Annotated in this window: 17 protein-coding genes and 4 tRNA genes; 11 read left to right on the plus strand and 10 right to left on the minus strand. The window is 65.8% G+C overall.

Translation table 11 applies throughout. From position 1 onward, the window contains the following. Nucleotides 1–13 precede the first annotated feature (13 nt). The 4 genes from pstS (at nucleotide 14) to pstB (ending at nucleotide 3,881) form a co-directional block, all read left to right on the plus strand. Nucleotides 14–1,144 (plus strand): phosphate ABC transporter substrate-binding protein PstS, encoded by a 1,131-nt coding sequence (pstS, locus tag ABDC78_RS21110; protein ID WP_178361806.1) that lies wholly within the window; start codon nucleotides 14–16, stop codon nucleotides 1,142–1,144. Between the two features lie 91 nt (nucleotides 1,145–1,235). Next, nucleotides 1,236–2,204, plus strand: coding sequence for a phosphate ABC transporter permease subunit PstC (pstC, locus tag ABDC78_RS21115; RefSeq protein WP_178361807.1), 969 nt, complete (start codon nucleotides 1,236–1,238; stop codon nucleotides 2,202–2,204). Continuing rightward, nucleotides 2,201–3,103: a phosphate ABC transporter permease PstA gene (gene pstA, locus ABDC78_RS21120; RefSeq protein ID WP_178361808.1), complete on the plus strand. Its 903-nt coding sequence runs from the start codon at nucleotides 2,201–2,203 to the stop codon at nucleotides 3,101–3,103. Before pstC ends, pstA begins: the two co-directional genes overlap by 4 nt. 7 nt (nucleotides 3,104–3,110) lie before the next feature. After that, complete coding sequence (gene pstB, locus ABDC78_RS21125) at nucleotides 3,111–3,881, plus strand: phosphate ABC transporter ATP-binding protein PstB (protein WP_178361809.1); 771 nt, start codon at nucleotides 3,111–3,113, stop codon at nucleotides 3,879–3,881. 66 nt (nucleotides 3,882–3,947) lie between these two features. On the opposite strand, the gene phoU is transcribed toward pstB, so the two are convergent. From phoU to ABDC78_RS21150, 5 genes are all read right to left on the minus strand, one after another. Then, complete coding sequence (gene phoU / locus ABDC78_RS21130; protein ID WP_178361810.1) at nucleotides 3,948–4,616, minus strand: phosphate signaling complex protein PhoU; 669 nt, start codon at nucleotides 4,614–4,616, stop codon at nucleotides 3,948–3,950. Between the two features lie 89 nt (nucleotides 4,617–4,705). Beyond that, nucleotides 4,706–6,736, minus strand: a complete 2,031-nt coding sequence (locus ABDC78_RS21135; RefSeq protein WP_178361811.1) for an LCP family protein — start codon at nucleotides 6,734–6,736, stop codon at nucleotides 4,706–4,708. Nucleotides 6,737–6,962: 226 nt separating this feature from the next. Continuing rightward, the gene (gene dusB, locus ABDC78_RS21140) at nucleotides 6,963–8,048 is read right to left on the minus strand and encodes a tRNA dihydrouridine synthase DusB (RefSeq protein WP_347133179.1); all 1,086 of its coding nucleotides are present in this window, start codon (nucleotides 8,046–8,048) and stop codon (nucleotides 6,963–6,965) included. Between the two features lie 77 nt (nucleotides 8,049–8,125). Beyond that, nucleotides 8,126–9,133 carry an acyl-ACP desaturase gene (locus ABDC78_RS21145; RefSeq protein WP_178361813.1) on the minus strand — a complete coding sequence of 336 codons (1,008 nt, stop codon included), beginning with the start codon at nucleotides 9,131–9,133 and terminating at the stop codon, nucleotides 8,126–8,128. 63 nt (nucleotides 9,134–9,196) lie between these two features. Further along, entirely contained in the window at nucleotides 9,197–9,820 is a 624-nt protein-coding gene (locus tag ABDC78_RS21150; protein ID WP_178361814.1) for a TetR/AcrR family transcriptional regulator, read from the minus strand. Between the two features lie 80 nt (nucleotides 9,821–9,900). Between ABDC78_RS21150 and ABDC78_RS21155 the strand changes: the two genes are divergently transcribed. Together ABDC78_RS21155 and ABDC78_RS21160 are read left to right on the plus strand one after the other, a co-directional pair. Continuing rightward, nucleotides 9,901–10,926: an oxygenase MpaB family protein gene (locus tag ABDC78_RS21155; protein WP_178361815.1), complete on the plus strand. Its 1,026-nt coding sequence runs from the start codon at nucleotides 9,901–9,903 to the stop codon at nucleotides 10,924–10,926. Between the two features lie 14 nt (nucleotides 10,927–10,940). Beyond that, nucleotides 10,941–11,597: a L,D-transpeptidase family protein gene (locus tag ABDC78_RS21160; protein WP_347133180.1), complete on the plus strand. Its 657-nt coding sequence runs from the start codon at nucleotides 10,941–10,943 to the stop codon at nucleotides 11,595–11,597. 7 nt (nucleotides 11,598–11,604) lie between these two features. Here ABDC78_RS21160 and ABDC78_RS21165 read toward each other — a convergent pair whose 3' ends face one another. After that, complete coding sequence (locus ABDC78_RS21165) at nucleotides 11,605–11,982, minus strand: DUF2510 domain-containing protein (protein WP_178361816.1); 378 nt, start codon at nucleotides 11,980–11,982, stop codon at nucleotides 11,605–11,607. A gap of 88 nt (nucleotides 11,983–12,070) precedes the next feature. On the opposite strand from ABDC78_RS21165, the gene ABDC78_RS21170 reads away from it, so the two are divergent. Beyond that, entirely contained in the window at nucleotides 12,071–12,988 is a 918-nt protein-coding gene (locus ABDC78_RS21170; protein ID WP_178361817.1) for a serine/threonine-protein kinase, read from the plus strand. A 163-nt stretch (nucleotides 12,989–13,151) separates the two neighbouring features. Next, the gene (locus ABDC78_RS21175) at nucleotides 13,152–13,844 is read left to right on the plus strand and encodes a hypothetical protein (RefSeq protein ID WP_347133182.1); all 693 of its coding nucleotides are present in this window, start codon (nucleotides 13,152–13,154) and stop codon (nucleotides 13,842–13,844) included. Nucleotides 13,845–13,870: 26 nt separating this feature from the next. Here ABDC78_RS21175 and ABDC78_RS21180 read toward each other — a convergent pair. Next, a tRNA-Lys gene (locus ABDC78_RS21180) sits at nucleotides 13,871–13,943 on the minus strand. Between the two features lie 135 nt (nucleotides 13,944–14,078). Between ABDC78_RS21180 and ABDC78_RS21185 the strand changes: the two genes are divergently transcribed. The 3 genes from ABDC78_RS21185 to ABDC78_RS21195 all read left to right on the plus strand — a co-directional run bounded on the left by ABDC78_RS21185 (nucleotide 14,079) and on the right by ABDC78_RS21195 (nucleotide 14,382). Then, nucleotides 14,079–14,151 (plus strand) — tRNA-Glu (locus ABDC78_RS21185). Between the two features lie 38 nt (nucleotides 14,152–14,189). After that, nucleotides 14,190–14,266 (plus strand) — tRNA-Asp (locus ABDC78_RS21190). A 42-nt stretch (nucleotides 14,267–14,308) separates the two neighbouring features. Continuing rightward, nucleotides 14,309–14,382, plus strand: a tRNA-Phe gene (locus ABDC78_RS21195). A 255-nt stretch (nucleotides 14,383–14,637) separates the two neighbouring features. On the opposite strand, the gene dmpG is transcribed toward ABDC78_RS21195, so the two are convergent. From dmpG to ABDC78_RS21210, 3 genes are all read right to left on the minus strand, one after another. After that, a complete protein-coding gene (dmpG, locus tag ABDC78_RS21200; protein ID WP_178361819.1) occupies nucleotides 14,638–15,696 on the minus strand; it encodes a 4-hydroxy-2-oxovalerate aldolase in 1,059 nt (352 codons plus the stop codon). Continuing rightward, nucleotides 15,693–16,640, minus strand: coding sequence for an acetaldehyde dehydrogenase (acetylating) (locus ABDC78_RS21205; RefSeq protein ID WP_178361820.1), 948 nt, complete (start codon nucleotides 16,638–16,640; stop codon nucleotides 15,693–15,695). The genes dmpG and ABDC78_RS21205 overlap by 4 nt, the downstream gene beginning before the upstream one ends. 188 nt (nucleotides 16,641–16,828) lie before the next feature. Then, nucleotides 16,829–20,293 (minus strand): indolepyruvate ferredoxin oxidoreductase family protein, encoded by a 3,465-nt coding sequence (locus tag ABDC78_RS21210; protein WP_178361821.1) that lies wholly within the window; start codon nucleotides 20,291–20,293, stop codon nucleotides 16,829–16,831. Nucleotides 20,294–20,393 lie beyond the last annotated feature (100 nt).

A 20,393-nucleotide genomic window follows, 5' to 3' on the forward strand; every position in this document is an offset into this window, starting at 1 on the left:
TTGAAGGAGCTTTGTGAAGGCCAAACGAACTGGTGCCGCAGTGAGCCTGCTGGCCGCCGGCGCTCTGCTGCTGTCTGCGTGCGGCAGCGACAACAACACCGCAGCTACGGGATCCGGCGAGGGCGGCTCGGAGCCGGCCGGGGACTGCGGCGGCAAGGAGTCGCTGAAGGCCAGTGGTTCGTCCGCGCAGGCCAACGCGATGACGCGGTTCATCAACGCCTACGAGCAGGACTGCCCCGGATACACCCTGAACTACACCTCCAGCGGATCCGGCGCGGGTGTCTCGGAGTTCCTCGGCGGACAGACCGACTTCGGCGGCTCGGATTCGCCGCTGAACGCCGAGAAGGGTGAGGTCGACCGCGCCATGGAGCGTTGCGGTGGCAATCCGGCATGGAACCTTCCCGCAGTGTTCGGACCCATCGCCATGACCTACAACCTCGAGGGTGTGGACACCCTGGCGCTCGACGGCCCGACCCTGGGCAAGATCTTCAACGGCACCGTCACCACATGGGACGCCCCCGAGATCGCGGCACTGAACGAGGGCGTGACCCTGCCCGCTCAACCGATCAATGTGATCTTCCGCAGCGACGAGTCGGGCACCACCGACAACTTCCAGCAGTACCTCGATGCGGCCTCCGACGGCGCATGGGGCAAGGGCGCGGGCAAGTCGTTCGCCGGCGGCGTCGGCGAAGGCGCCAAGGGCAACGAGGGCACCTCGGCGGCCATCGCGAGCACCCCGGGATCGATCACCTACAACGAGTGGTCGTTCGCCAAGGCGCAGAACCTGTCCATCGCCCAGATCATCACCTCGGCGGGACCGGAGCCGGTCGAACTGAGCACGGAGACCGCCGGTAAGGCGATCGACGGAGTGAAGTTCAAGGGTGAGGGCAACGACCTGGTGCTCGACACCACGTCGTTCTACATGCCGACCGAACCGGGTTCGTACCCGATCGTGCTCGCCGCGTACGAGATCGTGTGCTCGGAGTACCCGGACCCCGAGGTCGCCACCGCGGTCAAGGCGTTCATGCACTCGGCTCTCGGCAACGGTCAGACCGGTCTCGAGGACAACGGCTACATCCCGGTGCCCGAGGCGTTCAAGACCCGCCTGACCGAGGCCGTCGACTCCATCAACGCGACGGCCTAGTCACCAACCCATGGCTCTGACTCCAGACTCGACCGCGGTGGGCTCGTCGGTTAAACCGGCGAGCCCCCCGCGGGGCGGGGATACTCCCGACATGCCAACCACAACTGGAAAGGGGTCTGCGTTGAGGCAGGGCGGCGGACGTTGGGGCGACACCGTCTTCAAGTCCATCGCGATCGCCGCCGGGGCCACCATCATCGGCGCCATCGCGCTGATGGCGCTGTTCCTCATCATCAAGGCGATCCCGTCGCTGCAGGCCAACCAGGCCAACTTCCTGTTCAGCACCGAGTTCCTCACCAGCGACTCCACCAACCTGCGCTTCGGCATCCGTGATCTGTTCATGGTCACGGTGCTCAGTTCGTTGTTCGCGCTGGTCATCGCCGTACCCATCGCGATCGGCATCGCGGCCTTTTTGACCAACTACGCGCCCAAGCAGTTGGCGCGGCCCTTCGCGATGCTGGTCGATCTCCTGGCGGCGGTGCCCTCCATCGTCTTCGGCCTGTGGGGCATCTTCGTGCTCGCCCCCTGGTTGACACCCGTGGCGACCTTCCTCAACGACAGCCTGGGGTGGTTCTTCCTGTTCTCGGAGGGCAACGTGTCCCTGGCGGGCGGCGGAACCATCTTCACCGCGGGAATCGTGCTCGCGGTGATGATCCTGCCGATCATCACCTCGGTCACCCGTGAGGTTTTTGCCCTCACTCCGCGCGGTCACGTGGAGGCCGCTCAGGCCCTCGGCGCGACCAAGTGGGAAGTCATCCGGATGACGGTGTTCCCGTACGGCCGTAGCGGCATGATCGCTGCGTCGATGCTGGGCCTGGGCCGCGCGCTCGGTGAGACGATCGCCATCCTGATCATCCTGCGCACCGCCGCGCAGGCCGGTTCCTGGTCGCTGTTCGACGGCGGCTACACGTTCGCATCCAAGATCGCCTCGGCGGCAGCTGAATTCAGCTCTCCGCTGCCGACAGGTGCTTACATCGCCGCCGGCTTCGTGCTGTTCGCGCTGACGTTCGTCGTCAACGCGCTGGCTCGTGCAGCGGCCGGCGGAAGGGTTAGTGGAGGATGACGGCAACACTCGACCAGGCAGTGAAGGGACCCACCTTCCACCCGGTCAGCGCCAACCGCAAGTTCAAGAACGGCCTTGCGACAACACTGTTCACCGCGTCGTTCGTGATCGCGATGATCCCGTTGGTCTGGCTGATCTACACGGTTCTGGCCAAGGGCATCACCGCGATTACCTCGTCGACGTGGTGGACGAACTCGCTGTCCGGCGTGCTGCCGGAGCAGATGGCCGGTGGCGTCTACCACGCGATCTACGGCACTCTCATCCAGGCCGCGATCGCTGCGGTCCTGTCGGTGCCATTGGGCGTCATGGCCGCGGTGTACCTCGTCGAATACGGTCGCGGCCGGTTCGCCAAGGTCACCACGTTCATGGTCGACATCCTCGCCGGCGTGCCGTCGATCGTGGCGGCACTCTTCATCTTCGCGCTGTGGATCTCGACCCTGGGCTTCGAGCAGAGCGCCTTCGCGGTATCGCTGGCCCTGGTGTTGCTGATGCTGCCCGTCGTCGTCCGCAACACCGAGGAGATGCTGAAACTCGTCCCCGACGAGTTGCGGGAAGCGTCCTACGCCTTGGGTATTCCGAAATGGAAGACCATCGTTCGGGTCGTCGTCCCCACCGCACTGCCGGGCATGATCAGTGGCATCCTGCTGGCGCTGGCCAGGGTGATGGGTGAGACGGCTCCGGTGCTGGTGCTGGTCGGTTACAGCCGGTCCATCAACATGGACGCCTTCGAGGGCAACATGGCGTCGTTGCCCCTGCTGATCTTCACCGAGTTGGTCAACCCGGAAGCTGCCGGTGTGTTGCGCGTGTGGGGCGCTGCGCTGACCCTGATCGTGATCATCGCGGCGCTGTACATCGCCGCGGCATTCGTCAACCGTTATCTGACGCGGAACAGAGTTTAGGAGCCTCATGGCCAAGCGGCTGGATCTCAAAGATCTCAACATCTACTACGGTTCGTTCCACGCCGTCGCCGACGTGGGTTTGTCGGTCACGCCGCGCAGTGTCACGGCGTTCATCGGCCCGTCGGGCTGCGGTAAGTCGACCGTGCTGCGCACGCTGAACCGGATGCACGAGGTGCTGCCCGGTGCCCGGGTGGAGGGTTCGGTGCTGCTGGACGGCGAGGACATCTACGCCTCCGGCATCGACCCGGTGAGTGTCCGCAAGACGATCGGCATGGTGTTCCAGCGGCCGAACCCGTTCCCCACCATGTCGATTCGCGACAACGTGGTAGCCGGGCTGAAGCTGCAGGGGGCACGCAAGAACCTCGACGAGGTCGCCGAGCGGTCCCTCAAGGGCGCCAACCTGTGGAACGAGGTCAAGGACCGGTTGGACAAGCCCGGCGGCGGTCTGTCCGGCGGTCAGCAGCAGCGACTGTGCATCGCCCGCGCCATCGCCGTGCAGCCTGACGTGCTGCTGATGGACGAGCCGTGCTCGGCGCTCGACCCGATCTCGACACTGGCGATCGAGGACCTGATCTCAGAACTGAAGCAGGATTACACGATCGTCATCGTCACGCACAACATGCAGCAGGCGGCGCGTGTCAGCGATCAGACGGCGTTCTTCAACCTCGAGGCCACCGGCAAGCCCGGCCGCCTCGTCGAGATCGACGAAACCGAGAAGATCTTCTCCAACCCGACCCAGAAGGCCACCGAGGACTACATCTCCGGTCGGTTCGGCTAGGTCCGTACCCGCAACGAAGGAACCCCCCGGGATCTCCCGGGGGGTTCTTTCGTATGACGTTGTGGCTCAACGAGGTAGCGGCAGCTCCGTTTCGTCGGGGTTGCTGCCGGTGACCTGGAAGATGACGCGACGGGCCACCTCGACCGCGTGGTCGGCGAAGCGTTCGTAGAACCTGCCCAGCAGCGTGATGTCGACGGCGGCGGCGACGCCGTGCTTCCATTCGCGGTCCATCAGCACCGAGAACAGGTGCCGGTGCAGATCGTCCATCGCATCGTCTTCTTCACGGATCCGGGCGGCCTTCTCCGGGTCCCGGGAGATCAGCACCTCTTGGGCGCTCTGTCCGAGTTCGACTGCGAGCCGGCCCATTTCGGCGAAGTACCCGTTGACCTCCTCCGGCAGCGCATGCTGAGGGTGGCGGCGGCGGGCGATCTTGGCGACGTGCAGTGCCAGCGCGCCCATCCGGTCGACGTCGGCGACGATCTGGATGGAACTCACGACGGACCGCAGATCCCCGGCCACCGGCGCCTGCAGCGCGAGCAGAACGAAGGCGCTCTCCTCGGCGCGCACGCTCATCGCGGCGATCTTCTCGTGATCGGTGATCACCTGCTCGGCAAGCGCCAGATCAGCCTGCAGCAGGGCCTGGGTGGCCCGCTCCATGGCGAGCCCGGCCAAGCCGCACATCTCGCCGAGTTGGCTGCTCAGGGCATCAAGTTGTTCGTGGTACGCGGTTCGCATGGAGACCAGCCTACGGTCTGACCTGCCCGTTCGTCACGAGCTGGTGGGTGAACGAAAGGTGAATGCCACCTGCCCAAACGATGCCGGCACTACTCGCACGTAGTGTCGGCGGCGTTGGTGACCGTCAGATCCTCGGGCAATTCAGTCGACGTGGTGCTGCTGGAGCCCTGGAGCACCCGAACCTGCACGGGGGATCCGCTGGGGGTGGGGGCGGCAACGGAGTTGAAGTCGCTGCCGAGCACCACCTGCACCACGTCGCCCATCCCGTTGACCCGTTCGATGGTCGGGTTCGCAAACGACGAGGCGACGGTGGCAGCCGCTTCTTCGTTGCCCGACGAGAAGAACACCGTCGTCTCCGTCAGCGGGCCCGGGTAGTCGTCAGGCGCGGTGACGTTGAAGCCGTGCGTCTGCAACGAGTCCGCCGCAGTGGCGGCAAGACCGCTTTCGGCGGTCGCGTTGGAGACCTGCACTGTGACGGCCTGGGGATCGGTGGCGACGGCGTCGACGACCTCACCGCCGTCGGAGGCGGGATCGTCGGAGTTGGGGTCGCCGGGACTGGCCAGCGTCTCGGTGCCCGGCACCGGGGAGTTGTCCGCGTTGCGTTCCTCGGGGAGGGGATCGTCGTTGATGATCGCCGCGAACAGCGCGCGCATGTCGTCGGTGCGCGGGATTTCGTTGCCCCACTCGTCGGCGTACCCGACCGTCGGCACGGTCACGAAGGTGATGCGGCCTGCGGACACGCCCTGCACGGACTGGCCGAGGTTCACGAGGTCCTTGGTGTCGAGGTTGTCGACATAGCTGTCGCCGATGAACATGTTGACCACATTGTTGAGCTTGGACAGCGAGAAGAAGGTCTCGCTGGAGATCAACGAGCGCAGCAGCGACGACAGGAACAGCTGCTGGCGTTTGATCCGGCCGTAGTCGCCGTTCACCTCGGTGGTCACCTGCCGGGCGCGTACGTAGTTCAGCGCGGTGTGGCCGTCGACGACCTGGCGTCCGGCGACGGGTAGCACCGTGCCGAGCTCGTAATCCTCGATCGGCGTGGTGCTGCACACCTCGACACCGCCGAGGGCGTCGACCATCTTGGAGAAGCCGGCGAAGTCGACGGCCATAAAGCGGTTGACGTGCAGCCCCGACAGCTTCTGGACCACCTTGACCAGACATTTGGGCCCGCCGACGGCAAAGGCCGAGTTGAGCTTGTATTCGGTGTGGACCGTCTCCATGCCGTACATCGGCGATTCTTCGTCCATGATCGGGCCGTACTCGCGGGTTTCGGGGTTCCACGGTTCGCACTGCATGGGGTCGATCTCGAGGTCTCGCGGGAACGACACGGCGACAACACGTTCACGGTTGGCGGGGATGTTGACCAGCATGATGGTGTCCGACCGCGAGCCGGCCGCGTCCTCGGTGGTGCCTGCGCCCATCTCGAGGTTGTCGCCGAAGCGGCTGTCGACGCCGACGATGAGGAAGTTCTCGTCGCCGAACTGCGCATTCGGGTCCACGATGTCGCGGGAATCCGGGTCGAGCGCCGAGACCCGATTGAGCAGGTTGTTCTTGGATGACTGCCACTGCCAGGCGCCGCCTGTCAGCGCGAGCGCGAGAACGGCGATCAGCGCCGCGGCCACCCGGCCCACCACCACGCTGCGGTGATGGCTGCGTTGGACGGGGGCAGCGCGCGCGGGGGACACCCGCGGGCCGGCGAGGACGGGGATCTCCGAGACCGGCGACGCCACCACGGGCAGAACGGCGGTGTCGAGGTCGTCCAGGTCGGGATACGGCTCGGGTTCGGCCAGGTCTTCGGGTTCGGCCAGGCCGTCGGGTTCGGCTAGGTCTTCAGGTTCGTCTTCGGGCTCCGGTTCGGCGCGGTGGCGTCTCGGTTCCGAGAGTGGGGCGTCGCCCTTGATCTTCGCGATCAGGTCGGCGACAGTGACCGGTTCGGGTGGTCCGGCTTCGCCTCCTGCATCGCCGGACCGGTGCGGATCGTTTGCACGCTCCCACGGCGCGGCGCCTGGCATCGGCTGCCGCGATCGGGTAAGCCAGTCAGGGTCAGCCTTGTCGCCGGCCCTGCCGTCGTCGCCGGGGAGGGGGCGGCCAGGAGTGGCGTTACCGCCGTCACTCATGTTCGTACCGGCCTTCCAGCTTCCCAACGGCGTTCGTGCGTCGTCGCACCTCGGCGCCGACAGCGCCGAATGCCTGTTAACTGTCTAGAGCACTCGCGCCCGCTCCGCGACCGGAGACAGGCATGTGAACCCTCATCGTACTGAGACAACCTGTGAAACGGCTAGCCGGACTAAGGGGTCGATGGTGTCTCGGAACTCTTTCGACACTGTCTCGACACCGTTCAGCTCAGCCGCCCGAGTGCATGACATCGGCCCCGACGGGCACCGTGCAGTCGTCGGGATCATCGAGCCAGCCCTCGGGGAGAGTCACCGACCCGGGGGAACCCTGCCGTCCGCGAGGTCCTGCGGCGGCCGGCGGGAACGGTACGTCGGGGTCCAGCTCCCCGAGGAGATCGTCGAGCTCGGAGATCGTCTTGACCAGCGCCATCGACCGACGCAGGTCGGCTCCCGCGGGGAACCCGTGCAGGTACCACGCCACGTGCTTGCGGATGTCCCGCATTCCCTTGTCCTCTCCGAAATGTGCCGCGAGGAGCTCGCCGTGCCTACGGATGATCGTCGCGACCTCGCCGAGCGTGGGCGGGGTGTGCGCCGGTACCCCGGTGAACGCGGCGGACAGTTCGGCGAAAAGCCACGGCCGCCCGAGACAACCCCGGCCGATCACGACGCCGTCGCAATCCGTCGCGGCCATCATGTCCAGCGCGTCTCGGGCGTCGAAGATATCACCGTTTCCGAGAACCGGAACATCGGTGACGTGGGCTTTCAACGCAGCGATCTGTTCCCAGTCGGCGGTGCCGGAGTACCGCTGCGCGGCAGTGCGGGCGTGCAGGGCCACTGCAGCCGCCCCTTCCTGCGCCGCGATCCGCCCGGCATCGAGGTGGGTGTGGTGGTCGTCGTCGATGCCGATGCGGAACTTCACCGTGACGGGAATGCCGGTGCCCTCGGTGGCGCGTACCGCAGCCGCCACGATCTGGCCGAACAACCGTCGCTTGAACGGCAGCGCCGCTCCGCCGCCGCGTCTGGTGACCTTCGGTACGGGGCAGCCGAAGTTCATGTCGATGTGGTCGGCCAAGCCCTCGTCGGCGATCATCTTGGCCGCCGCGTAGGTGTTCTCCGGGTCGACGGTGTAGAGCTGCAGTGACCGCGGGGACTCCTCCGGCGCGAACGTTGTCATGTGCATCGTCACGGGGTGGCGTTCGACGAGGGCGCGGGCGGTGACCATCTCGCACACGTACAGCCCGCTCACCGTGCCGGCCCGGGCCAACTCCAGTTCGCGACACAGCGTGCGGAATGCGACATTCGTCACCCCGGCCATGGGGGCGAGTACGACGGGGCTGCGCAACGCGATCGGCCCGATCCGCAACGCAGATCGGGCCGGTCGGGGAGCGGTGGTTACGAGGTTGATGATCCGACCAGCTGAGCCTTGGCGGCCTTCTTCTCCGCCATCTGGGCCAACCGCTCGAGGCGTCGCTGCTTGGCGACCTCGAACTTGTCGACGGCCTCCTGCAGTTCGTCGACCAGGACGCCGAGGTCGTCGCGCATCCGGGCGGATTCGCCGTTGAAGTCCTCGCGCTCGAAGATGCGCCACTTCTTGAGCACCGGCATCACGATGTCGTCGAGGTGGATCCGCGGGTCGTAGACACCGCCGGAGGCGATCGTGACGGCCCTGCGGCGGAAGTCCGGGATGGTGTATCCGGGCATCTTGAAGTTGCGGAGCACCTTGTGCAGCGACTTCATCGCCTGGTCGGGGGCGATCTCGAAGCCCGCCTCGGTGACGTCGCGGTAGAAGATCATGTGCAGGTTCTCGTCGGCCGAGACCCGCTGCAGCAACTGGTCGGCGACGGGATCCTCACAGGCCTTGCCGGTGTTGCGGTGCGAGACTCGGGTGGCGAGCTCCTGGAACGTCACGTAGATGACCGAATCGAAGAGACTGTCGGCGAACAGGTCGGCTTCGATCTGGTCGTTCTGGCCGGGGCTGAAGCCGCGGGTCATCTGCTCGATGCGCAGCTGTTCGAGTTCGACGGGGTCGACTGCGCGGGTGACGACGAGGTAGTCGCGCAGCGCGATGCCGTGCCGGTTCTCCTCGGCCGTCCACCGGTTGACCCAGAAACCCCACGGTCCGTCCATGCCGAAGTTCATCGCGATCTCGCGGTGGTAGGACGGCAGGTTGTCCTCGGTGAGCAGGTTGGTGATCATCGCCGTGCGGGCGACTTCGGAGAGCTTCGACTGCTCCGGATCCCAGTCCTGGCCCCCGAGGGCGTAGTAGTTCTTGCCGTCGGACCACGGGATGTAGTCGTGCGGATTCCAGTCCTTGCGCATCCGCATGTGGCGGTTGACGTTCTGCTCGACGACGGGTTCGAGCTCGGTCAGCAGCTGCAGGTCGGTCAGGTCTTTCGGCACGACACCTCCCGGTTCATCTGTACCTGATGGGTGCAGTCAATATATCTGTGTATCCCGGTCACATCAAGTTACCGCGCCGCGGCTCATGCCGAGGTCGGCGGGCGTTCTGTCGCCCGCCCGGCTGAGCAGTAGCTCAACACAGTGGTCGATGAACTGCTCCCGAGTGGCGGCCAGGCGACCGTCGAGATAGGCCGTGAACAGTGCGCTGAGTGCCCCGATCAGGCCCGTCGCAATCATCGCCTGGGCGGTGGGGTCGGTGATCCGGGTGAGCTTCTGCTGGAGGAGGTCGATGAAGTTCGGCATCCACTCGGCGCCCGAACGTGCCAGCACCGGTTCGGCCTCGGGGGCGAGCAGCAGTACCCGGCCGCGCGCGGGGTCATCGACCATGAGCGCCACAAATCGCTCGACGGCGTCTCGCGGGCTGCCGGATTCCATCAGCGTCGCCATCGCGGTGTTGCACACGTCGTCGTACACCGCCGCGACGTACTCGTCCCGGTCGGCGAAGCTCTCGTAGAAGTAGCGCTCGGTCAAGCCTGCCGCCCGGCAGACCGCGCGCACCGTCAGCGTCGGGCCGCCGCGATTTCCCAGCAGCGCGACCCCGGCGGTGATCAGCTCGCCGCGGCGAAGGGCCTGGCGATCCTGCAGTGGGACACCCGACCATCTGCCGCGTCGTTGACCGGACGGCACATCACTCCTAAGCTCTGTTGACAACGTTCGTAGTCAAAATATCGTGCGGCGACAAGACACCTTTACGGAGAGATCACCTGGTGACTCAAGATACGTCGGCCTCGTGCCCTGTGACCAGCGCATCCGATGCCGGATCTGCGGCGGCGGCAGTCGGTTGCCCCGCAGCGCCGGGAGGGTACGACTCGCTGCCCGCGCCTCTCGGTCCGGAGTCGCTGACCTGGAAGTACTTCGGTCAGTGGACGGGCATGTTGCAGGGACCGTGGGCCGGGTCCATGCAGAACATGCATCCGCAACTCGGAGCGGCCGTCGCGCAGCACTCGATCTTCTTCCTCGAGCGGATGCAGCGACTCTATCGATCGGTGTATCCGATAGGCGGTGTGGTGTTCGACGGCGATCGGGCGCCGAAGACCGGGGCCCAGGTCCGCGACTATCACATCGGCATCAAAGGCGTCGACGACCAGGGCCGCAGGTACAGCGCGCTGAACCCCGAGGTCTTCTACTGGGCGCACGCCACGTTCTTCAAGTCGACGCTGCTCGCCGCGGAATGGCTCGGCGGTGGCCTCACCGAGGCGCAGAAGCGACAACTCTTCGACGAGCACGTCGAGTGGTACCGGATGTACGGCATGAGCATGCGGCCGGTGCCGAAGACCTGGGAGGAATTCCAGGAGTACTGGGATCACATGTGCCGCAATGTCCTGGAGAACAATTGGGCCGCGCGCGAGGTACTCGACCTGTCCACCATGACCAAGCATCCGTCGCTGGAATGGATGCCCGACTGGATGTGGCGGCTCAATGTCATGGCGCTGCAACGATTCTTCAACTTCACCACGGTCGGATTGTTCGACCCGCCGGTTCGCGAGCTGATGGGCCTGACGTGGTCGCCGCGCCAGGAACGGCTGCACCGGCTCTTCGGCCGGGTGGTGTTCCGGGTGACCAGGCTGCTGCCCAAACGGATGCTGATGCATCCCCGAAAGCGTTCGGCCTGGGATCGCGCGCACGGGCGGTTGCCGGCTGACGCGCCGCTCGTGGAAACCCCCGCGCGCAACCTCCCGCCCGTCGAGTACCGGGACGACCCGCACTACTACAGCCCGAAGGTCTACCGCTGAGCTACGTTCGGGTGGTGCTGAGCAAGCTCGCCAGAGGCGTCGGACCGGTTCTGTTGATCGCGGGCACCGCATTGGCGAGTCCGGCAGTGGGGCAGCCGGATTCCCGGCCTGGGCAGATGATCGTCGTCAGTGCTCCCGTCGCCGAGTCGCCCACGGGAAGCCTCACCGCCTACGAACGCTCCGGTTCTCAGTGGCGGGTCGTTCTGGGCCCGACGCCTGCCGACTTCGGCGAGCTCGGTCTCGGGGCTCCCGCCGATGACGTGTTCCGTACCCCGGTGGGCACGTTCCCGCTCGGTCAGGCTTTCGGCAGAGAGCCCAATCCCGGTACCCGCATGCCTTACTTCCAGACGACCGACGCGGACTGGTGGGACGAGGACGTCGACTCGCCCACCTACAACACGCATGTCCGTGCCGCCGAGATCGATTCCCGGGACGCTGAGAACCTCTTCGATTCGGGACCGATCTACGACTATGCGGTCCTCATCGAGCACAACCCGCAGCGGATACCCGGCCGTTCCGCGGGCATCTTCCTGCATGTGTCCGACGGTGAACCCACCTGGGGATGTGTGGCGGTCGGACGGGATCAGATGCGCTCGATACTGCGGTGGCTGGACCCGACGGCGCACCCGCACATCACGATCGGCGTCGGCATCGAGGGCCCGCCCGTCTAGGTGGCGGCTAGCGCGATACTGCGTGGGGCGTCCACACCGAGCCGTCGAAATAGCGCAACTGGTAACGGTTCTGGCGAGCCCCGATGGCGGCGCCGGGATCGGGATACCAGCCCGGCTGCACCGGCGGGTATCGGCCGAACACCCCGCGAGGGTCTCCCGCGAGGCTGAGCCGGTGCTCGTACTCGGCGCGAGCCCGCAGGCCTGCGTCGCGCACCGCCACGGTGCGCCGGTGCCGTTGGCCGGCGATCACCAGCCCGCCGACGGCCGTCACTGCGAGCGCCTCGTACCACCCTTGCCAAAGCCACCACGACGCCATCGCGAGCGCGAGCGCTGTCATCACCGTGTGGCGGCGCCAGAACGGTCGGAGAACAGGCTGGTAGAGCACGCTCTCGATCATACGATTTCGGGGAGTTCCGGGGCCCGTGGACGTTCGCCGAGGTTTGCCTTTCTGCCTCGGCGGCTAGTTTGAGGTCATGCAGGCGCCGGAGATTCTGGGCGGACGCTACGAGCTTCGAGGTGTCCTCGGCCGCGGCGGTATGGCGGAAGTGCGCGACGGCTGGGACATCCGGCTGAGGCGACCGGTGGCGGTCAAACTGCTGTACCCGTCGCTGGGCATCCAGTCCGACAGCAGACGTCGATTCGCGACCGAGGCGCACGCTGCCGCCCGGCTGAACCACCCGCACGTGGTGGCCGTGCACGACTCGGGCGTCCACGACGGAAGGCCGTACATCGTCCTGGAGCGCCTTCCCGGGCAGAATCTGGCCGACGTACTGGCACGTGGCGGACCGCTGTCCACCCAGCAGGTCCGCGCGATCATGAGAGACGTTTTGTCCGCACTCGGCGCGGCGCACTCCCGCGGCGTGCTGCACCGCGACATCAAACCGGCCAACATCCTGTTCACTCCGTCGGGTGCGGCGAAGATCGCCGACTTCGGCGTCGCCAAGAGCGCGGACACGCCGCAGACGCTCACCAACCGCATCTTCGGGACCATGGCCTACCTCCCCGCCGACCGGATCGCGGGACGGCCGGCGACGGCCGGCGACGACCTGTATTCGCTCGGCGTCGTCGCCTACGAGGCGCTGACGGCACGCAGGGCCTACCCCCAGGCGAACCTGTGCGGACTGGCCGATGCGATCGCGGCGGGACACCTGACGCCGCTCACCACGCTGCGGCCGGATATCGATCCGGCGCTGGCGCTGACCATCGAGCGATCGATGGCACGCGACCCGCGGTGGCGTTTCCACAGCGCCGGGCAGATGCTCGCCAGCCTGGACGGGTTGGACGGAACTGTGCGCCAACCACGCCGTGACGGCGCAGCGTGGACCATCGCGGCGGTTCTGGGGATTCTGGGCGTGCTGACAGTGCTGGCGTTGCTGATCGCCGTCGGATGACTCCTACCCCTGACCTGCATAAACGCCGTTGCTACTCGAGGCCGGCGAGTTGACGTATACCTTCGCTAACCGACGGGTACCGGTCGGGTAACGATCAGCGCGCCGTGTTCTATTTTCTCGACCGGTGCTGTACTTTCCACCGTTTCCGGTTATGTTGCTTGGCGTGGGCCGGCACTCACTAGCTGACGAGCGACGTCACAAGTCTGTCTTCGTGGCCTCGGTTCTCGCACCCGCCGCTCTGTTTCTTGTCGTCAGGGGCGACGCAGGGCCTCCTCTCGAGGCCGCCGAAGTGGCCCCCGTCGCGGAGCAGGCGCCTGTCGTCGTCGAAGAGTCGACCCCGCCCTGCTGCGTCGAGGTCGTCGCGTCGCCGCCCGTCCTGCAGGACCCGGCCCGGACCATCGTCCAGGCCAGTGCGAGCACGGCGCCGCAGGACGTGTCGCTGGTGTCCGCATCCCGGTGGCGCGTCGTCAGCCGCACGCTTCCGGCCGGGGTCGCGCCGGAGCACGGCCTCCAGGTCAGGACGATCCTGACGGCCCGCAGCGTCAGCGCCGTGTTCCCGGAGATCAACAACATCGGCGGGGTGCGCCAGGACGCGCTGCGGTGGCATCCCGACGGCTTGGCGCTCGACGTGATGATCCCCAATCCGACGTCGCAGGCGGGCATCGCCCTCGGGAACCAGATCGTCGCTTACGTGATGGCCAACGCCCAGCGGTTCGGGATCCAGGACGCGATCTGGCGGGGCGCGTACTACACGCCCGGAGGCGGGCGATCCGGCGGATACGGGCACTACGACCACGTGCACATCACGACCACCGGTGGCGGCTACCCGGACGGCGACGAGCTCTACTTCCGCTGAGCGTTCGCCGCGCACGGCGTCTGCGGTGCCCCCAGCAGGGCTCGAACCTGCGACCTGCGGATTAAAAGTCCGTAGCTCTACCAACTGAGCTATAGGGGCGTATGGGTGGATGCGGAAAGGCTCTGCAAAGGATAGCGGCGCCCGGCTCGTTTGAGGATTTGGGTGTCAGTACCCTAAGCTATCGAAGCTCCCAACGAGATGGATGTTGTGAGTGCCCCGAAGAGATTCGGCCTGGCCCCCTTCGTCTAGTGGCCTAGGACGCCGCCCTTTCACGGCGGTAGCACGGGTTCGAATCCCGTAGGGGGTACTCGCAGCGACCCGATCGGTGGGGGAGTTGCACAGTAAGGCCCTGTGGCGCAGTTGGTTAGCGCGCCGCCCTGTCACGGCGGAGGTCGCGGGTTCGAGTCCCGTCAGGGTCGCCATTGCGGCGAGGCACTTCGTGGTTGAAGTGATCGGTGCCGTCCGGCCAGGTAGCTCAGTTGGTACGAGCGTCCGCCTGAAAAGCGGAAGGTCGCCGGTTCGATCCCGGCCCTGGCCACAGCAGAGGGTGTTTCAGCCATGACATCGAACGTCACACTCGACGTTTTTAGCGAGGGTCCACCTTCGTGCGAGATGTACGGGGTCACGAATCGTCGCGTTGGCCTCTAGATCCGAAGTCTGTGCCGGTGTGGAGGGCGCCCTTACTTCTATGGATCGCGCATCCAGCCGTGTTCCATGATGCAGAAGGGGTGGATCGAGCATGGCGTGAAGTTGGGACAAGTAATGCCGGTACTACGGTGCGCCTGAATGGCGGTCACCCGGCCGTCGTCGCGGCGTCCATTTCTCGTTTGATCTCCAGGGCGATGTCGATCAGCTGATCCTCCTGGCCGCCGATCAGCTTGCGCTGCCCGGCGCGGTGCAACAGCTTGTGGGCGGGCACCCCGTAGCGCTCGGACTGGCGGATGGCGTGCTTGAGGAAGCTCGAGTAGACCCCCGAGTAACCCATGATCAACGCGTTGCGGTCCAGCAGACACTCGGCGGGCATCGCGGGCGCGACGACCTCTTCGGCGGCATCGGCGATCTCGAAGAAGTCGATACCGGTCTTGACGCCGATCTTGTCGAACACCCCGATGAGCGCCTCCACCGGCGCATTTCCCGCACCGGCCCCGAACCGCCGACACGAGCCGTCGATCTGCTTGGCGCCGGCGCGGACGGCCTCGATCGAGTTCGCCACCCCCAGCCCGAGGTTCTCGTGGCCGTGGAAGCCCACTTGAGCGTCCTCTCCGAGTTCTGCGACCAGTGCCGACACCCGATCCGCGACACCCTCGAGAACCAGGGCCCCCGCCGAATCGACAACGTAGACGCACTGGCAGCCGGCATCGGCCATGATGCGCGCCTGAGCGGCGAGCTTCTCCGGCGGGATCGTGTGGCTCATCATCAGAAACCCGACGGTCTCCAGACCGAGCTCACGGGCCAACCCGAAATGCTGGATCGACACGTCGGCCTCGGTGCAGTGCGTGGCGATCCGACAGATCGAACCACCGTTGTTCTGCGCCTCCTTGATGTCTTCCTTGGTACCCACACCGGGCAGCATCAGGAAGGCAATCTTGGCCTCCTTGGCGGTCTCGGCCGCCAGCTTGATCAGCTCCTGCTCCGGGGTCTTGGAGAACCCGTAGTTGAAGCTCGACCCGCCCAGACCGTCACCGTGGGTGACCTCGATGACCGGCACACCGGCGGTGTCGAGCGCGGCGACGATCGCCCCGACCTCCTCGGCGGTGAACTGGTGGCGCTTGTGGTGGCTGCCGTCACGCAGCGACGTATCCGTCATCCGGATGTCCCACATCGGGTCGAAATAGATCTCGTCGGTGCTCATGCCTGACCTCCCGCAACGTTGACCGACAGCGACTCGCGGGCGATCTCTTCGCCCACCTTCGCCGCCGCCGCGGTCATGATGTCGAGGTTTCCCGCGTACGGCGGCAGATAGTCGCCGGCACCCTCCACCTCGACGAACGTGGTGACCACCGCGTGCCCCCCGGAGTTGACCGACGGCGGATCGAACTGGGGCTCGTTGAGCAACCGGTAACCCGGCACATAGGTCTGCACCTGCGCCACCACATCCTTGATCGATGCGGTGATCGCGTCCTGGTCGGCATCCTCGGGAATCGCGCAGAAGATGGTGTCGCGCATGATCATCGGCGGATCCGCGGGGTTCAGGATGATGATCGCCTTACCCCGGGCCGCACCGCCGATGTGCTGCACCCCCGCGCTGGTGGTCTTGGTGAACTCGTCGATGTTGGCCCGCGTCCCCGGACCCGCCGACGCCGAGGACACCGACGCCACGATCTCGGCATACGGCACCGCTGCGCCTTGTGCGGCGACCGCGCGACTCACTGCGTAGACCATCGGGATCGTCGCCTGCCCACCACAGGTCACCATGTTGACGTTCGGGGCATCGAGGTGCTCTCGCAGATTCGCCGGCGGGATCACCCCCGGACCCACCGCAGCGGGAGTCAGATCGATCGCACGGATACCCGCCTCGGCATACCGGGGCGCGGCGTCACGATGCACATACGCACTCGTGGCCTCGAAAACCATGTCCGGCAACTCGTCACGGGCCAGCAACCAGTCCACACCCTCATGCGAGGTCTCCAAACCCAGCTTGCGGGCCCGGGCCAAACCCTCACTCTCCGGGTCGATCCCGATCATCCACCGCGGCTCCAGCCACTCCGAACGCAACAACTTGTACAGCAGATCGGTACTGATGTTGCCCGATCCCACAATCGCAACCTGCAATTTCCGTCCAGCCTTGTCAGGCACGAGTTCTCCTCTGATTTGGCGGGCAGTGTCGAGATGAACTGGTTCAGCCATCACCCACTGCATCTCCGGATAGAAGCCGCCGGCGTTGCAGGACACACGAGCCTGCGGATGATCGCTTGGCTGCGCGGGATCGCCGAGATACGTCGCTGCGCGCGGGCCCAGTGCGCCGACAAGCGGCCGGCAACACGTCACGGCCGCGGCACCAGGTCGGTGGCGATTCCAAGTTCTTCGAGGCGTGATAGGTAAGTGCCAAGATTACGCACCTTGACTTCTTCGTAGCCGCGAATCAGGTCGGGGGCTGAGGCGACGGCCAGTGCCCATTCGTAGGAGTCGAGTGTCAGCGACGACAGAAGGTCGTTGATGGTTGCTTCGTAGTGGATGATCAACTGACGTTCAATCCGTCGCATCTCGGTGTACCCGAAGGGGTCTAGATGCGTTCCCCTGAGTTTCTTGGCCTTCGCCAGCAGTCGAAGCGCTACGTGGCTACGTGGACCCATGCTGATCTTCTTCTTGCGTCCGAGGGCCTTCAATACCGGCGGATGTAGCTTGAAGGTGAGGTTCTTTCCGCCGGGGACCTGTGCTCGCACCGATGCGAGGAAATCTGGGTCGGTGAGCATCCGTGCGACCTCGTACTCGTCCTTGTATGCGATGAGCTTGAAGAAGTTCCGGGTTATGGCTTCGGACAGGTCGGTGCGGTGGGTGAGGCTGCGCTCCTCATCCCACGCACGCTCCGCCAGCTTGATCAGGCGAACAGCCGTGTGGTCGTCCTGGTACGCAACCAGATCTGCCGCCCGCCGTTCCAGAAGTTCACGCACGGCGCCCGTTACCGGGCTCGTCGTGAAGAGATGGCTCGGCACTTGAGGCGTTCGTTCGTCGGCTGGGTCTGCCGTAGCAGTTCGGAATACCTCAGGGAGTGCCACGGCTACCCGACCCCACTGGAATGCCACCTGGTTCGCTTGCACGGCAACCCCGTTGATCGAAATCGCGTCCTCGATCGCGGCGGCCGCCACGGGGAGTGCTCCCGCCTGATACGCCGCACCGACCAGGAGAAAGTTCGCGGTGGTGGTGTTGCCGAAGAGTCGTTCGGCGGCCGCCAGCGCGTCGAAGGACACCAGTGAACGACTCCGGACATCCAAGCTGGACAGCAGTGAGTCATCGCTCGGGTACTCGACGGCTGCGTCATAAACCATGTCGCCGGTGGGCGTCCTGCTGGTCGAGGCGATTGTGACGGTGCGATCCCGGTTGCCGTAGCTGACGTTCTTGGCATCGACGGCGGTGAGCAGGTCGAAGGCCAGGATGCAATCGGCGGTCCCGGCGCTGATCCGGTTGGAGGTGGGAACGGGTTCGGTGCTGAGCCGCAGGTGCGAGGTGACCGGTCCGGCCTTCTGGCTCAGGCCGGTCTGGTCCAGGCCCTCGGCGTAGAAGCCGCTGCGCAGCGCGGCCATTGCCAGCACCTGATTGACGGTTACGATCCCCGTTCCGCCGATTCCGGCCAGGAAGACGCTGTAGACACCCGAGATAGGCGCCACCTCGGGGTCGGGCAAATATGGCGGGATCGCTCGCTCGGGCTCAGTGGAGGGGTCCCTTGTCGCGGGCAGTTCCACAGTCACGAACGACGGACAGTTGCCGTCCAGGCAGGAGTAGTCGGTATTGCACGTGCTCTGGTCAATTCGCGTCTTGCGGCCCAGTTCTGTTTCGACCGGCTGGACCGACAGACAGTTACTCTTGACGCCGCAATCGCCGCAGCCTTCGCAGACGGCCTCGTTGATCACCACCCGGGTGCGCCGGGGCGGCAGCATTCCCCGCTTACGCTTGCGGCGCGCTTCTGCCGCGCACTGCTGGTCGTAGATCAGTGCCGTGACACCTACGGTGTCACGCAGGAGACGCTGCGCCTCATCGAGGCGGTCGCGGGGCCACAGCAGCACTCCGTCGGCGAAGACCGCGCCCTTGTGTCGCTCAGGTTCGTCGGCGCAGACGATGACTCTCGACACACCGTCGGCGACGAGCTTGTGGGTGAGTTCGGGAACCGTCAGCCCTGCCTCGACGTCCTGGGCTCCCGTCATCGCGACAGCGCCGTTGTAGAGGATTTTGTAGGTGATGTTCACACCGGCGGCGGCACACGCCTGGACCGCGAGCTGCCCGGAATGGAAATACGTTCCATCGCCGATGTTCTGGAAGATATGTTTGACATCGGTGAACGGCGCCTGGCCGATCCATTGCGCGCCTTCGCCACCCATCTGGGTGAGGGCAGTGACCGCAGAATCTGTCCGCGAGGACATCGTGACCAGCGTGTGACAGCCGATTCCGCCCCCGGCCAGTGATCCGTCCGGCACCGCGGTGGAGCGGTTGTGGGGGCAGCCGGAGCAGAAGTACGCGGTTCGGGTGGTGGGCAGCACCGTCAGGTCGAGCGTGGGCAGGGGGGCGGGTGCCAGCGTCAGCCTGTCCTTCAACACCGCGCGAAGCGGTGCGAGCAGGCGGGCGGTGGTGAGTTCGCCGTCCGGGGGGATTAGCGTGCTCCCGTCGGCCGCGTGCTTCCCCAGGACCTCGGGCGCAGCACGGCGGCCGTAAAGAATCTCCTTGAGCTGCGTCTCGACGAACGCCGATTTGTCCTCGACGACCAATATCTGCTCGACGCCGTCGCCCAGGCGGGAGACCATCTGTGGGTCAAGGGGATAGGGCATACCGATGCGCAGGATTCGGATGCCTGATCGGGTCAGATCACGATCAGTCAACCCCAGGTCGACCAGTGTCTCGCGCACTGTGTCATAGGCCGTGCCGACGGCGACGATGCCCAGCCATGCCTGCGCGGGATCAACCTCGATACGGTCGATGTCGTTGGCCGCATTGAACGCTCGCACCATCGCCCAGCGAGGGCCGTACAGGTCCGCCTCCGCGAGCAGGCTGTCCGGTGGAGCGGAGCAAATGCGTTGGCGGTAGGTCCAGGGTCGGCCGTCCCAATCAATGGTGGGGACGGCGATGTCGAAGTCGGAGAAGTCGCGGTCCAGCGTCCACAGGCCGTCTGCGACGTCGGCGACGATCTTCATGGCAGGCCAGCATCCCGATGCGCGCGACAACGCGATGCCGTACATGCCGAACGTGATGATCTCTTCGGCGTTGCGGGGGAACAGGATCGGCATCGACAAGGCCGCCAGAGACCGCTCACTGGCGACCGGGAGAGACGAGGACTTCGCACCGGGATCGTCACCGACCAGGGCCAGTGCACCGCCAGCAGGGTTTGCCCCGTACATCGCCCCGTGACGCAGGGCGTCGCTGGCGCGGTCGAGCCCAGGGCCCTTCCCATACCAGACGCCGATCACCCCGTCGTAGTTACGGCTGCCCGAGGGCAGGTCGTTCTGGCTTCCCCACACCGACGTCGCGGCGAGTTCTTCGTTCATCCCGGGCAGGAGGCGGACATGATGCTCGGATTCGAGCTCGGGCAGGCTGGCCAACAGCTGATCGAGTCCGCCGAGCGGGCTGCCCTGGTATCCCGAGACGAAGGTCGCGACGTGGCGTCCCTCGCGGGTATCCCGTTCGTGCTGTTCGACCATCAGTCGAGCGATCGCCTGAACTCCGGTGAGCAGAACCGGTCCCGAGGACGCCCGGTACCGCGCGTTGAGGTCGCGGTCAGGCCCGGCTGAACGAAGATCTGTCATCGTGATGCACCGCCATGTGGTTGGTGAGATGCCCGATGGCACCCGGGTCCGAATCCCTAACAGGTTGGTTCCTAATCGATTTCAGGTCAACTAATCTCGT

The organism is Mycobacterium sp. DL, from assembly GCF_039729195.1.
Lineage (GTDB): Bacteria > Actinomycetota > Actinomycetes > Mycobacteriales > Mycobacteriaceae > Mycobacterium > Mycobacterium hippocampi_A.

What these genes read in the sequence shown, in the direction of transcription:
- pstC (WP_178361807.1), top strand. Translation starts at nt 1,236, where the DNA reads ATGCCAACCACAACTGGAAAGGGGTCTGCGTTGAGGCAGGGCGGCGGA.
- pstA (WP_178361808.1), top strand. Translation starts at nt 2,201, where the DNA reads ATGACGGCAACACTCGACCAGGCAGTGAAGGGACCCACCTTCCACCCG.
- pstB (WP_178361809.1), top strand. Translation starts at nt 3,111, where the DNA reads ATGGCCAAGCGGCTGGATCTCAAAGATCTCAACATCTACTACGGTTCG.
- phoU (WP_178361810.1), bottom strand. Translation starts at nt 4,616, where the DNA reads ATGCGAACCGCGTACCACGAACAACTTGATGCCCTGAGCAGCCAACTC.
- ABDC78_RS21135 (WP_178361811.1), bottom strand. Translation starts at nt 6,736, where the DNA reads ATGAGTGACGGCGGTAACGCCACTCCTGGCCGCCCCCTCCCCGGCGAC.
- dusB (WP_347133179.1), bottom strand. Translation starts at nt 8,048, where the DNA reads ATGGCCGGGGTGACGAATGTCGCATTCCGCACGCTGTGTCGCGAACTG.
- ABDC78_RS21170 (WP_178361817.1), top strand. Translation starts at nt 12,071, where the DNA reads ATGCAGGCGCCGGAGATTCTGGGCGGACGCTACGAGCTTCGAGGTGTC.
- dmpG (WP_178361819.1), bottom strand. Translation starts at nt 15,696, where the DNA reads ATGAGCACCGACGAGATCTATTTCGACCCGATGTGGGACATCCGGATG.
- ABDC78_RS21210 (WP_178361821.1), bottom strand. Translation starts at nt 20,293, where the DNA reads ATGACAGATCTTCGTTCAGCCGGGCCTGACCGCGACCTCAACGCGCGG.